Source organism: Paenibacillus sp. J22P15 (assembly GCF_056269345.1).
Window position 1 is genome coordinate 137,587 of the sequence record NZ_JBWDNT010000013.1, and the last position, 13,616, is coordinate 151,202.

A 13,616-nucleotide genomic window follows, 5' to 3' on the forward strand; every position below is an offset into this window, starting at 1 on the left:
ATGCTGCGAGGGAAACAATCATGGTGGTTTGAGAAACGCCCGGTTATTATTGGCGAAGCGACCGTGGTCGGTCCGGATGAGGGGGATGGTCCGCTTGCAGCTGATTTTGATCTCGTCCACCCAGAGCTTGATATGCAGCAGAAAAGCTGGGAAAAAGCAGAAAGGCTGTTACTTGAGCAAGCATCAGAATTTGCGATTCAGAATGCGGGCATCGAACGCGATGAGCTTCAGTTTTTTATTGGCGGGGACTTAATGAATCAGATTATTAGCAATAGCTTTGCTGCTCGGTCACTAGGTGTTCCGTATATCGGAGTATTTGGTGCATGCTCAACCTCGATGGAATCGTTGGCACTTGCTTCATTGTTTGTTAATTCAGGTGCAGCTAATCATGTTCTTGCAGGTACCTGCAGCCATAACTGCACAGCAGAGAAGCAATTTCGTTATCCAACGGAGTACGGGTCACAGAAGCCGCCGACTGCACAATATACAGTTACAGGAGCGGGTGCTGCCGTTGTCGCTTCTGTAGGTGATGGACCGGTCGTAGAATGTGCGACAATCGGCAAGGTTATTGATTTAGGAATTACTGATCCTTTTAATATGGGGGCAGCAATGGCGCCAGCAGCCGTAGATACGATTCAAGCACATTTTAACGATACCGGACGATCCCCGCGTGATTATGACTTAATTGTAACGGGTGATTTGGCTGGCGTTGGGCATCCTATCGCAAAGGAGCTGCTGCTCAAAAACGGCGTACCGATGAACGATACGGTGTTTGGTGATTGCGGCCTTATGGTATATGACGTTCAGAAGCAAAAGGTACAAGCGGGAGGCAGCGGCTGCGGGTGTTCGGCAGTTGTCACGTACGGGCATTTGCTTAAACGGATTAAGAAGGGTGAACTAAATAGAATTTTAGTTGTAGCAACGGGTGCTTTATTATCACCTCTCTCGTTCCAACAAGGCGAGAGTATTCCATGTATTGCGCATGCTGTTGCCATTAGCGCTGGAGGGAGCAAGAGGTTATGATTTTTTTATGGGCATTTCTAGTTGGTGGAGGGATCTGTGTTCTCGGACAGCTTATGTTCGATGTATTGAAGTTGACTCCGGCGCATACCATGTCAATTTTAGTTGTCGTTGGGGCTATCGTTGACGGTTTTGATTTATACGAACCTTTAGTCAAGTTTGCGGGTGCGGGAGCAACCGTTCCGATAACGAGTTTTGGTAATGCACTCGTTCATGGTGCATTAACCGAATTGCATTCTCAAGGCTGGATTGGCGTCATATCGGGGATCTTTAAAGTAACCAGCGCCGGTATATCTGCGGCTATTATTTTCTCCTTTCTAGCAGCGCTTGTCGTAAGGCCGAAAGGATAATTAAATTTGGCTTAAATTGGAGGGTCCTGTGGGATCTTCCAATTTTTTTTGTGGAGGAAAAGTTTGTGTACAGGAAAGGAATTACTGTAAAATAGTAGTATTGAGTATGAACTAATGCATTTTATTGGGAGGTTATGAAATGGATATTCGTCCTGCAGACATGCAACTATGCTCTACTATTCTACGAAACTTAGAATCTTGTATCCTCGGTAAACAGGAAGAGATCCAAAGATTGCTTATTGCAGTTATCGCGGGCGGACATGTTCTGCTTGAAGACGTGCCAGGCACGGGCAAAACACAATTAGTGAAAGCGTTGGCAAAGTCAATTGGCGGTCAGTTCCGTCGTATTCAATGTAATCCTGACTTATTGCCAACTGATATAACAGGAGTTTCTATTTATCATCCAAAGCAAGAATCATTTTTATTTCGACCTGGTCCAATAATGGCTAATATATTACTAGCGGATGAAATCAATCGTGCAACAACGAAGACACAGTCTGCGCTGCTTGAGGCGATGGAGGAAGGACATGTTACTGTAGATGGTGATACTTATGAGCTTCCCCGCCCATTCGTGCTGCTAGCTACACAAAACCCAATTGAATTTGAAGGAACATATACACTTCCGGAAGCTCAGCTTGACCGGTTTATGATGAGGCTGTCATTAGGTTATCCAAGTGAAATCGATGAGCAGCGCATGGTACTCTCTAATGAAGGAATACATCCATCAGACCGTATTCAGCCAATGATAAATATTGCAGATATGATTCATATTCAGGAACAAGTGCTCAATGTACATATTGATGACGCAGTTGGCAAATACTTAGTTGCGTTGATTAGAGGGACGAGAGAGCATGCCAATGTTATGTTGGGCGCAAGTCCCCGCGCAGCGCTTGCTCTTGCAAGAGCAGCGAAAGCGAGCGCATATATCCAGCAGCGTCAATTCGTAACACCTGATGATGTTAAGGAGCTTGCTCCGTATGTTCTCTCGCATAGGCTGCTCCTGCGTACAGAAGCTAGAATGAACGGGCTTAAAGCGGAGGATATCATCGAACAGGTGATTCAGTCCACGAAAGTGCCGGTTCGGCTAGAGCGTTAATCTTATGACAGCGGCCAAATCTTCTAAGCTGCGTTGGCAGCTTGTCGCAGTGATTTATATGACCAGTCTGTTTTACTTTTTATTTCAAGGCGGCAAAACCGCCATGATGCTTTTCATGATATTGAACTTATTGATCATTTATTTAGTGCTTGGTCGTTGGAGTGGGATTAATAAAGTTTCTGGCAGCAGAGTCTATTCGATGCCCGGATCAAACACGCTCGATCAAAGTATATCAGCAGGCAGTTCGCTTGAAGTAAGTCTTACGATGAAAATTCCAGGTATTTATCCGCTTCCATATGTCATCGTCAGAGATCAGCTTCACCGTCATAATGGTCAGAGGCTTGCCTTTGAGACGTCCTTCGTGCCTAATTGGAAGCGGTCCGGCCACGTCGCTTATCTAACTCCTCCGCTGCAACGCGGCGAGTATCGTTTTACACATACGCAGTGTTTATCTTACGATGTATTCGGATTGTTCGAGCATTCGGGGCAATTCGGCACAGAAACGGTATTTAACGTGCTGCCTCAGACAGTTCCGCTTAGGCATTGGAATGGCATTCAACGAGGGATCAGAGGACCTTATTCCCATGCCATTGCATCTCGCTCAGCAAAGGAAACGACACAAATTAATGGCGTTCGTGAATATTTGTATGGCGATCGCTTATCCCGGGTCCATTGGAATGCTACAGCGAAGACTGGCGAGTGGAAATCGAAAGCTTTTGAACGAGAATCGCTGCCGCGTACGGTCGTTATCCTCGATCGCAATCCGAGCAGCTACAATAAAGAATTGGCGACACGCTTTGAATTAGCAGTATCCACTGCGGCTTCACTGCTCGAGAACGGTCTCAAGAGCGATACAGCAATGGGATTAGTGTCTATTGGCGAGACGCTGACGATCATAACTCCAAAATCAGGCATTGATCAACGGAATTTGGTTATGAGGCATTTAACCTTTGTTGACGCTGATGCATCTCGTCCCCTATATGGTTCACTGACGCAAGCAGATTCTGTGCTTGAGCCGGGAAGCTTTGCTGTCGTTATTACTCCTGAGGCTGGCGCAGAGGCAATTCGGAGTATGGAATGGCTGTCTCGTAAAGGAATTACGCCTTGCATGATTCATGTTTCATCCTCGGTTGATAGGCTAAGCCATAATACTTCGTGGAAAAATATGATGCGCGAACGCGGATGGCCGTTATTTGAAATCCGTCAGCTGCAAGATCTCCCAACTGTATTAGAAGGGAGTGGGATTGCGTGAAAAAGATCATGAAATCGATTGGTCATTATTTAGCGACAGATTGGTTTGAGAAGCTTAAATTTATTTTCGTTGCTATTATTCTAGCGAATGTGATTACTATATTTGAAGGCTACTGGTGGGATGAAACGTATGCCATTGCTTATTACACCTTATTTGCCGCAGCTGCAATTGATGTGCTGCTTCCTCTCCGCTGGAAGATCCTGAAGCGTGTGCTTCAAGTTATGGCTGCATTTCTTATAACGCTTCAATTAGCGAGAATGGATTGGTTGATTGCAAGCCCGCAGCGCTGGCAAGAATGGATTTGGTGGCTGCAAGTGCATGCTGTCCAGTTGAATCCATTTATATGGATCAGCGGAGCGATGCTTCTGCTGCATGTTCTGTTCGGTATTTGGACGGTAACGCGTATTCGCATGTTTGGGTTCTTTGGGGTTAGTATTTTGGTACTAACCATTGCGGATTCCTTTACACCGATATGGTTATGGGATGATGTTGGGATGGTTGTTTTCATTGGGCTGCTATGGTTGATCGGAAGCCACTTTTCGCGGCTTGAGCGTGAGCATCCGAACAGCTGGAAAGAGCTAATTGAATACCCTTTGCGATTAATACTTCCAATAGCGCTCGTTCTTTCGGTACTTATGGTGGTCGGGCTCAGTATGCCGTCAATATCTCCTATTCTGCAGGATCCGTATACGATCTGGAAGGAATCAAAGGGGGAGAGCGTCCAAGTATTTCTTGGTGATAAAGGGACGGATGCCATATCGCCTAGTCAAACAAGGAACGCGAGTTCTGGATACAGTAGAAGCGATAAAAAGCTCGGCGGCGGATTTGAATTCGATTACTCGCCGATGATGACGGTTACTACCTCTCATAGAAGCTATTGGCGCGGTGAATCAAAGGCCTTTTACACAGGTGATGGGTGGATTGATGTAGAGGCTGGGGGTGCTGCCGAAGCAACTACTAACGTAGCCAAGGGTCAGCTGCTTACTTCGCAAGAAGAGCCTCCCATAGCCGGAAGCACTGAGATTAATCAAATTGTTACGATGATTCGAAAAGATGTGTATCCGGTTCTTTTTGCAGCGGCACCGCTCTCGAAGGTGAATTGGATTGAGAGTGATGAGGTTGCAATACCGACAGGATTAAGATGGGAACCTAGTTCGGGCGAACTTCGACTGCTGAACTGGTCGATGAGAAATCGGAAATACCCAGAGACGTATTCCGTTACCTCTTCAGTACCTGAACTCGACGAGGAACTGCTTCGATCTTCCAAAGCTGGCTGGTCGGATAAGGCAGCAGCCACTCGTAATGCTTATTACTTGCAATTACCGGAGTCTTTGCCTGATCGGGTAAAGGAACTAGCTAAGCAGGTAACAGCTTCGGCAACAAATGACTATGACAAAGCAAGATTGCTGGAGACGTATTTAAGACTAAATTTCACTTACAATAATCTGCCAGATGAATCGAAGCTAACAGGTTCAACAAGCGATTTCGTTGATCAGTTTTTGTTCGAGCTCAAGGAAGGTTATTGTGATTATTTCTCTACTACAATGGCTGTCATGTCACGGAGTCTAGGTCTTCCTGCTAGATGGGTCAAAGGTTTCTCTCCGGGGGCGTTGCCTGTTAGCAATTTCGGTCCATCAGGGGAATTCGGCGGCGAGGATATTAATCCAATCGGATCAGGCACTTATACGGTTCGAAATTCAGATGCCCATTCATGGGTGGAGATTTACTTCGAAGGAACGGGCTGGGTTCCGTTCGAAGCAACCGCTGGCTTCTCATTTCCTTATACGCTTCCAGAAGAAGAGGTTGCTGCATTACCAGATTTCGAAATGGCTGAAAGCAATACAGCTGGGGCTGACGATTCAAAAAGTTCTTTGAACGTTCAACTGTGGACATGGGTTTCACTTTCACTTATGATCGTTGTTGCTGGTGTTTGGCTTGTTCTTCGTCGTGATAAGCTTATTATGTTTTGGCGCAAGCTCCGTCATGGCTCATACACAACAAATGATCGAATGGTTCTTGAAACGCATAAACTTCTTCGTATTTGCAAGAAGCGCGGTATGGAACGTGAGGAGCATGAGACGATGCGCGAAGCGGTGCTGCGCTGGTCACAAAGTCAGAAACGACTGCGTGATGATTTCAAATTAGTATTGAACGGGTTCGAGCAGGCGAAATACAGTCCTGTGCTAGCCACAGCCGAAGAAGCTGATCGATTCGTTAATAAAGTAAAATCACTAATCGATCAATTAAGATAACGTAATGGTTATCAGATTCAGCTACCAGTGGTTCTACAATCCTCATGTGGAAATGATAATGTATATGTAAATGTGTGAAGTATACATCATTAGTTTGGAGCAAATACCGCTTGCCAGAGAAATTGGTAGCGGTATTTTTTTGCAACAAATTTGGTTTGTATGTTATAGTTTCGTAAGATAGCAAGCAGAAAGCAGAGGGATATCCATTATGTTTGAACGGCTGTTGCCGCATATGCGCGTCAATACAGTATATGAAATTAACTTAGATGAGCTGCACGCAAGAGGAGTTCGCGGCATCATTACGGATTTGGATAATACGCTCGTCGGTGCGAAGGAGGCGTTAGCTACGCCTGAGCTTGTGCAGTGGCTTGATTACGTACGTTCTCGGGGCTTTCAGGTTGTTATCGTATCAAATAACAACGAAACACGCGTTGGGAAGTTTGCTGCACCATTGAATATTCCTTATATTCATGCTGCGCGCAAGCCTGCTGGGAAGCCGTTCAAGAGAGCGCTTAGCATACTCGGTTTAGCTGCAGAGCATTCCGTTGTCATCGGCGATCAGATGATGACAGATGTTCTCGGCGGCAATAGGATGGGTCTTTACACTATTCTTGTCACACCAATCGCTCCTGCAGATGAGGGAATAATGACACGAGTGAATCGTCTTATTGAACGATTTGCATTAATGCGTTTAAGGAAAAAAGGGTTATGGTATGAGGGGGAAACAAAGTAATGGAACAACAACTTAGTCAGGCATATGGATCATGTGCGGGCTGCGGGGTGGCGCTTCAGATCAAAAGCTCTGAACTGCCGGGATATTTGCCAGAAGCGGCTATCGGGCGCGAGCCAGTTATTTGCCAACGATGCTTCCGGATTCGCAATTATAATGAAGCATCATCTGTAGCGGTTGATCAGGATGACTTCTTGAAGCTGCTTGGCAGCATCGGAAATACGGATAGTCTCGTTGTACACATTGTTGATTTGTACGATTTCGAAGGAAGCTTGATCTCTGGCTTGCAGCGTTTTGTCGGGAATAATCCAGTGCTGCTCGTCGTTAACAAAATTGATCTGCTTCCTAAAGCGATGAACGTTAATCGCCTGCGGAATTGGGTGCAAAAGCAAGCGAAGGAAGAAGGATTGCGTACCGTTGATGTGGTCTTGTGCAGCGCGAAGCGTAATATGGGCTTCGAGCGTGTAATTGAAGCACTTGAGCATTATCGGAACGGCCGTGATGTTTATGTTGTCGGTGCGACCAATGTCGGTAAGTCGACCTTGATTAATCGTTTGATTAATGATTACAGCGATATGGAACGTGAGCTGACGACATCACGTTATCCGGGAACTACACTTGATGCTGTTCATATTCCACTTGAGGACGGTAAGTCGATTATTGATACACCAGGTATCGTATACACAACTCGTATGACCGAAGTAGTGCCGCGCAGCTTTTTAGGCTCTCTATTGCCGGACAAGCCAATTAAACCGCTTGTTTATCAATTGAATTCAGGTCAATCGTTGTTTATTGGCAGCCTCGTTCGTTTTGATTTTGTCGAGGGTGATCGCCAATCGTTTACGTTCTATGTTTCGAACGCGCTCAATATGCATCGTACAAAGCTTGAACGCGCGGATGAGCTTTATGCGGATCACCGTGGAGAATTGCTCGGGGGACCATCACTTGAGGAGTTGGAAACTATACCAGCTTGGACTAGACATTCACTTCGTGTGAAGCGCGGCTTGAATAAAGACGTGTTTATTTCCGGTCTTGGATGGATTCAAGTGAACGGCACCGGTGGAGCCCTTATCGACATCTATGCGCCGAAGGGCGTTAAGGTCATGCTTCGTGACTCGATGATCTAAACACAAGGTACTTGGAAGGGGAATTCACTGTGACGAGTATGAGCGCAGGAAACCAGATCGACAGCAATACCATCTTGTTCGGAGTAATCGGAGATCCGATAAGGCATTCGAAATCACCAATCATGATGAACCGTGCCTTCCGAGAAACGGGGATTAACGGTATATATACAGCTTTTCACGTTACGAGTGATCGTATCGGAGATTTTGCAGCAGGTGTACGTGCAATGGGTATTCGCGGTGTCAATGTCACTATACCCCATAAGCTGGACATTATGTCCGTATTGGATGAGATCGATGCTAGCGCACAAGCGATTGGCGCAGTCAATACGATTGTCAATGACGCAGGTCGTCTAATCGGATATAACACCGATGGAATTGGCTATGTCCGTTCATTGAAGGAAGAAGCGGAGCGTGAGCTTGCGGGAAAACGAATCGTCGTTATCGGCGCAGGCGGCGCAGCTAGAGGAATCGTATATGCTCTAGCAAACGAGTATCCAGCTCGCATTACAATTGCTAATCGTTCCATCGAACGTGCAAAAGAGCTCGCGGACTCGTTCCAAAACAAAGTTGAAATAGAAGCGGTTTCGAATGATGGGCTTCAAAGCGCTTGTCAGCAGGCAGATATCGTAATCAACACGACGTCGGTAGGCATGTTCCCGCATGTAGAGGAAACGCCGGTTGATGCAAGTTGGCTGAAGCCAGGTGCGGTTGCAAGTGATTTAATTTACAATCCGTTGAAAACAACATTTTTGCAGCAGGCAGAGCAGCGCGGTTGCCGTATTCACGGAGGTCTTGGCATGTTTATCTATCAGGGCGCATATGCCTTTGAATATTGGACAGGTCATGCAGCTCCTGTAGCTGCAATGCGAGAAACGGTGCTTGCTTCATTGCAAAGCTGACCCATTATTTTTTTATAGCAGCAAAACAGACGAATTATTGAGATGAAAGAAGGAACACTTATTATGCTTACAGGAAAACAAAAACGTTATTTAAGATCACTTGCTCACCATTTGACACCAATTTTTCAAGTTGGAAAAGGTGGAAGTAATGACCACCTCGTTCGACATATCGTGGAAGCTATCGAGTCACGCGAGCTCATAAAAGTTTCTGTTCTAAACAATTGTCTAGACGACCCTAAAGAAATCGGTGTTGAAGTTGCGGCAGCATCCGGTGCTGAGCTTGTACAAGTCATTGGTAAGACAATTGTATTGTACAAAGAATCTAAGGATAACAAACAAATCGAGCTCCCTATGGCAGCTCGCAAGTAAATTAACCATATTGATCGGAGCTTGGGTGGCGAATGAGGCATTTTGTCATAAAGGACATATTTGTAGACACAGCTGCTGCTAGCGTACCGATTTTGCGTGATGCGGGGAGGCATTTATCTTGAGTAGGATAGGTATCATGGGCGGAACCTTCGATCCCATCCATATCGGGCATATGATCGCTGCGGAAACTGCACGTGTGCAGTGTGACTTGCACGAGGTATGGTTCATTCCGTCTTACGCTCCCCCGCTCAAAGCGAATGAGCCAGGCGTTAGCGGACAACGTCGCTACGAGATGGTTTGCGAAGCCATTGCTAGTAATTCAGCTTTTCGGGCATTGGATATTGAATTGAAGCGCGGTGGTGTAAGCTATTCTTTTGATACGATCAAAGAGCTGCAGAGAATTAATCCAAATGACACTTTTTCTTACATTATAGGTTCAGACCGAATTAATGACTTGTCGCAGTGGTATCAAATTGAACAGCTTGCTGCTCAAATATCATTTATTGGTTTAGAAAGACCCGGCAATCCAGTTGATATCGATGCTCTTCCGATTTTTTTGCAAGAGCGAATTAACTTGATTCCTATGCCTTTAATTGAGATATCATCAACAGTGATCAGAAGAATGGCAAATGCAGGGCAATCGGTTCAATATTTAGTTCCAGATTCGGTAAATAGCTACATGAGGAGGTACAATCTGTATGAATCGTGAGCAAATGATCGAAAAAGTGAAAGCGGAAATGCCGGAGCGCAGATGGCTGCACACTCAGGGGGTCATGGAAACGGCTGTCATACTAGCCATCAGGTTTGGTGAAGATCCAGAGCGGGCTGAGCTGGCTGCTATTTTACATGACGTCGCTAAATATTGGAAGATTGAACGGATGAGTGAGATCATTCGTGACCAAGGTTTACCTGAAGAGCTATTGTTGTTCGATAAGGAACTATGGCATGCTCCTGTTGGAGCCTGGATAGCTGAACATGAATATGGCGTAACGGACGCCGAAGTATTGAACGCCATTCGTTATCATACGTCAGGACGACGGAATATGTCGAAGCTTGAGAAAATTGTTTGCCTCGCTGATTATATGGAGCCTGGGCGTGATTTTCCAGGAGTAGACAAGATTCGAGCGCTTAGCGAGCAATTTTTGGATCAAGCTTTGCTGGCGGGTTTTGATTCTACAATTTCCTTCTTATTAGAAAAGGGAAAACGTATATTTCCGTTAACGATAGAAGCGCGGAATGGTTTATTAGAATAACAACTAACAGGAGGCTGAACTATGGCGTTACATTCGGATGAATTGCTACAAATCACGGTCGCAGCAGCAGAAGACAAAAAAGCGGTACGGGTTGTAGCTTTAAACTTAAAAGAGATTTCTTTAGTAGCGGATTATTTCGTCATTTGCAGCGGTAACTCGGATACGCAAGTACAGGCTATTGCAACAGAAATTCGCAAGCAAGCAGAGAAAAGCGGCAATCGTATTCGCGGCATCGAAGGTATGGATTCGGCTAGATGGGTACTAATCGATCTCGGCGACGTTATCGTTCACGTATTCCATCGCGATGAGCGTGAATATTACAACATTGAGCGGCTATGGTCCGATGCGAAGGTTGTGGAGTTCGCATGAGTTTTGTCGCCGGTACGACTGTAACATTAAGGGTGGCACGTGAGGTGTCGCCCTATGGGTATTTTTTGAGCGATGAAGAATCGGATGTGCTGATGCATTATACCGAACTCGTTGGCTCTAAACCGAAAATCGGCGATGCAGTAGAAGTATTTGTTTTCTATGATTCCGAGGACCGTTTGGCCGCAACGATGAAGAAGCCGCTTCTCCAGCTCGGAGAACTTGCTCGTTTGAAGGTAGCGGATGTTCATCCAAGACTTGGCTGTTTCCTAGAGATGGGATTAGGCAGACAGTTGCTGCTGCCTCTCTCGGAGCTGCCGGAGAGCATTGAATATAGACCTCTTCCTGGCGATGAAGTATTTGTTGTGATGAAGCACGATAAGATCGGAAGACTAGTCGCGAAAATTGCATTTGAAGAAGAGCTGTCGGAGCTCGTATTCCCTGCACCTGAAAGCTGGAATAACCAGTGGATTGAAGGCTGGGTTACAAAAACGCTTCAGCTTGGCTCGTTCGTCATGATTGATGGCGGTGTTGTAGGGTTTGGTGTCTACGGCCTTATTCCGAGCGCAGAGCGGATTCGTCCGCTTCGGCTTGGTGAGCGCGTTAGTGCTCGCATCACGTTTATTCGTGAAGACGGCAGAGCAAACCTCTCGATGGCACAGCGCAAGGAAGTTGGACGTATAGAGGATGCCGATCGTTTGCTCGCCTTCATTAAAGAAAGACCAGGCGGCGGTATGCCTTACTCGGATCAGACAGATGCCGACATTATTAAACAAAAATTCGGAATCAGCAAAGGCGCTTTCAAACGCGCGCTAGGTAAGTTGATGCGAGAAAGACTTGTCACTCAAAAGGGAAGCTGGACGTATTTGGCAGAACCGACTGAGGAAGCAGCGGATCAGGCTTCAGAGCAAGCGAAGGTCACGGGCTCCGGAGCTGAAGGAGCTGACGGGCAATGACACGCTCATATGGACAGTTCGCTACTGTCTATGATCAGCTGATGGAAGATATGCCCTATGCAGAGTGGCTAGGCTTCGCAAGAGCGGGCTGGTCACGCTATGGCATGCCTGCGACTGTCGTAGATCTTGGCTGCGGTACGGGCAGCATTTCGATTCCGCTGGCACGTTCGGGATTCGAAGTATACGGTATCGATTTGTCATCGGATATGCTCACCGTCGCCCGCAGCAAGTGGGATGAGACGGCTCAGGGTGTTACAAGACCACGCTCAGGCTCCATTCGGTGGCTGCAGCAGGATATGCGTGAATGGGAGCTTCAGGAGCCCGTTGATGCGGTCATTTCGTTTTGTGATTGTCTAAACTATTTGACTGAGGAAGCCGATATTGAGGCGGCTTTTCGTGCTACGTACGCAGGATTGCGCAGTGGCGGTTCTTTTCTATTCGATATGCATCCTCCCAAGCAGCTTATTCGCTACGCTGAGGAGCAGCCATTTGTGCTTGATGAGCGTGATGTAGCTTATATTTGGACATGCGACTTCGAAGAAGAGCGCTGCGAGATCGAGCATAACTTGACCATTTTTTCGCGTGATCGCGATTCAAAGTTTTATCGGTTTGAAGAATCACATGTGCAGCGTGCTTATGATCCAGACTGGATCGAATCTGCGCTTAGGCGTGCGGGCTTTAAATCGGTGGACCGTTATGCAGACTTCGAGCTTCAACCAGCAAATAGCGAGTCAGAGCGTTTGTTCTTCGCAGCAGTGAAATAACACTCTCCATTGTGAAGGGTGTCCCCTAAAGTCGAATGAGACTTTAGGGGATACCTTTTTTGATTTGGTTGTTCGTTCGCTGTAAGTGCACATATGCGCTTACAGCGGAGAAGTAACCATGGTTAGTGGTCTGTAAGCACCTATGTGTGCTTACAGAGAGAATTCTGCGTATGAGTAAGCTCGAAAGATCACTGTAAGAGCACATATGCGCTTACGGCGGGGAAGTAATCATGGTTAGTGTTCTGTAAGCACTCATGCGTGCTTACAGAGTGAGTTCGGCGTATGAGTGAGCTCGAAAGTCTGCTGTAAGAGCATATATGCGCTTACGGCGGGGAAGTAACCATGGTTAGTGGTCCGTAAGCACCCATGTGTGCTTACAGAGTGGAATCGGCGTATGAGTGAGCTCGAAAGAGCGCTGTAAGAGCACATATGCGCTTACGGCGGAGAAGTAATCATGGTTAGTGTTCTGTAAGCTCCCATGCGTGCTTACAGAGTGAGTTCGGCGTATGAGTGAGCTCGAAAGTCTGCCGTAAGAGCACATATGCGCTTACGGCGGAGAAGTAGCCATGGTTAGTGGTCTGTAAGCACATATATGCGCTTACAGAGTGAGTTCGGCGTATGAGTGAGCTCGAAAGATCGCCGTAAGAGCACATATGTGCTTACGGCGGGGATGTAATCATGGTTAGTGGTCTGTAAGCACCTATGTATGCTTACAGAGTGAATTCGGCGTATGAGTGAGCTCGAAAGATCGCCGTAAGAGCACATATGCGCTTACGGCGGAGAAGTAACTAGGGCTAGTTGTCTGTAAGCACCTATGCGCGCTTACAGAGTGGAATCGGCGTATGAGTAAGCTCGAAAGATCACTGTAAGAGCACATATGCGCTTACGGCGGGGAAGTAATCATGGTTAGTGGTCTGTAAGCACACATATGCGCTTACAGAGTGAGTTCGGCGTATGAGTGAGCTCGAAAGTCTGCTGTAAGAGCATATATGCGCTTACGGTGGGGAAGTAACCATGGTTAGTGGTCCGTAAGCACCCATGTGTGCTTACAGAGTGGAATCGGCGTATGAGTGAGCTCGAAAGATCGCCGTAAGAGCACATATGCGCTTACGGCGGAGAAGTAACCATGGTTAGTGGTCTGTAAGCACACATATGCGCTTACAGAGTGAGTTCGGCGTATGA

14 protein-coding genes are annotated in these 13,616 nt (G+C 46.6%); all 14 read left to right on the forward strand.

Features of this window, described 5'->3' with window-relative positions; genetic code table 11:
- The 14 genes from spoVAD to AC0YN6_RS22220 all read left to right on the forward strand — a co-directional run bounded on the left by spoVAD (position 1) and on the right by AC0YN6_RS22220 (position 12,434).
- Positions 1-1,023, forward strand: coding sequence for a stage V sporulation protein AD (gene spoVAD, locus AC0YN6_RS22155; protein WP_475749536.1), 1,023 nt, complete (start codon positions 1-3; stop codon positions 1,021-1,023).
- Positions 1,020-1,370, forward strand: coding sequence for a stage V sporulation protein AE (gene spoVAE, locus AC0YN6_RS22160; protein ID WP_475749537.1), 351 nt, complete (start codon positions 1,020-1,022; stop codon positions 1,368-1,370). Before spoVAD ends, spoVAE begins: the two co-directional genes overlap by 4 nt.
- 139 nt (positions 1,371-1,509) lie before the next feature.
- Complete coding sequence (locus AC0YN6_RS22165) at positions 1,510-2,466, forward strand: AAA family ATPase (RefSeq protein ID WP_475749538.1); 957 nt, start codon at positions 1,510-1,512, stop codon at positions 2,464-2,466.
- Positions 2,467-2,470: 4 nt separating this feature from the next.
- Entirely contained in the window at positions 2,471-3,718 is a 1,248-nt protein-coding gene (locus AC0YN6_RS22170) for a DUF58 domain-containing protein (protein ID WP_475749539.1), read from the forward strand.
- A complete protein-coding gene (locus tag AC0YN6_RS22175; protein WP_475749541.1) occupies positions 3,715-5,970 on the forward strand; it encodes a DUF4129 domain-containing transglutaminase family protein in 2,256 nt (751 codons plus the stop codon). The genes AC0YN6_RS22170 and AC0YN6_RS22175 overlap by 4 nt, the downstream gene beginning before the upstream one ends.
- 208 nt (positions 5,971-6,178) lie before the next feature.
- Positions 6,179-6,703, forward strand: a complete 525-nt coding sequence (locus AC0YN6_RS22180) for a YqeG family HAD IIIA-type phosphatase (RefSeq protein ID WP_475749543.1) — start codon at positions 6,179-6,181, stop codon at positions 6,701-6,703.
- On the forward strand, positions 6,703-7,827 hold the full coding sequence (gene yqeH, locus AC0YN6_RS22185; RefSeq protein WP_475749545.1) for a ribosome biogenesis GTPase YqeH: 1,125 nt from the start codon (positions 6,703-6,705) through the stop codon (positions 7,825-7,827). Before AC0YN6_RS22180 ends, yqeH begins: the two co-directional genes overlap by 1 nt.
- 38 nt (positions 7,828-7,865) lie before the next feature.
- The gene (aroE, locus tag AC0YN6_RS22190) at positions 7,866-8,726 is read left to right on the forward strand and encodes a shikimate dehydrogenase (RefSeq protein ID WP_475749562.1); all 861 of its coding nucleotides are present in this window, start codon (positions 7,866-7,868) and stop codon (positions 8,724-8,726) included.
- Positions 8,727-8,789: 63 nt separating this feature from the next.
- Positions 8,790-9,095 (forward strand): ribosome assembly RNA-binding protein YhbY, encoded by a 306-nt coding sequence (yhbY, locus tag AC0YN6_RS22195; RefSeq protein WP_475749547.1) that lies wholly within the window; start codon positions 8,790-8,792, stop codon positions 9,093-9,095.
- Between the two features lie 136 nt (positions 9,096-9,231).
- Positions 9,232-9,804 (forward strand): nicotinate-nucleotide adenylyltransferase, encoded by a 573-nt coding sequence (gene nadD / locus AC0YN6_RS22200; protein WP_475749564.1) that lies wholly within the window; start codon positions 9,232-9,234, stop codon positions 9,802-9,804.
- On the forward strand, positions 9,794-10,348 hold the full coding sequence (gene yqeK / locus AC0YN6_RS22205; protein WP_475749549.1) for a bis(5'-nucleosyl)-tetraphosphatase (symmetrical) YqeK: 555 nt from the start codon (positions 9,794-9,796) through the stop codon (positions 10,346-10,348). The genes nadD and yqeK overlap by 11 nt, the downstream gene beginning before the upstream one ends.
- Positions 10,349-10,369: 21 nt before the next feature.
- Positions 10,370-10,717, forward strand: a complete 348-nt coding sequence (rsfS, locus tag AC0YN6_RS22210; RefSeq protein WP_475749550.1) for a ribosome silencing factor — start codon at positions 10,370-10,372, stop codon at positions 10,715-10,717.
- The gene (locus AC0YN6_RS22215) at positions 10,714-11,670 is read left to right on the forward strand and encodes a CvfB family protein (RefSeq protein WP_475749551.1); all 957 of its coding nucleotides are present in this window, start codon (positions 10,714-10,716) and stop codon (positions 11,668-11,670) included. The genes rsfS and AC0YN6_RS22215 overlap by 4 nt, the downstream gene beginning before the upstream one ends.
- Positions 11,667-12,434 carry a class I SAM-dependent DNA methyltransferase gene (locus AC0YN6_RS22220; protein WP_475749552.1) on the forward strand — a complete coding sequence of 256 codons (768 nt, stop codon included), beginning with the start codon at positions 11,667-11,669 and terminating at the stop codon, positions 12,432-12,434. Before AC0YN6_RS22215 ends, AC0YN6_RS22220 begins: the two co-directional genes overlap by 4 nt.
- The last annotated feature ends 1,182 nt before the right edge of the window (positions 12,435-13,616 follow it).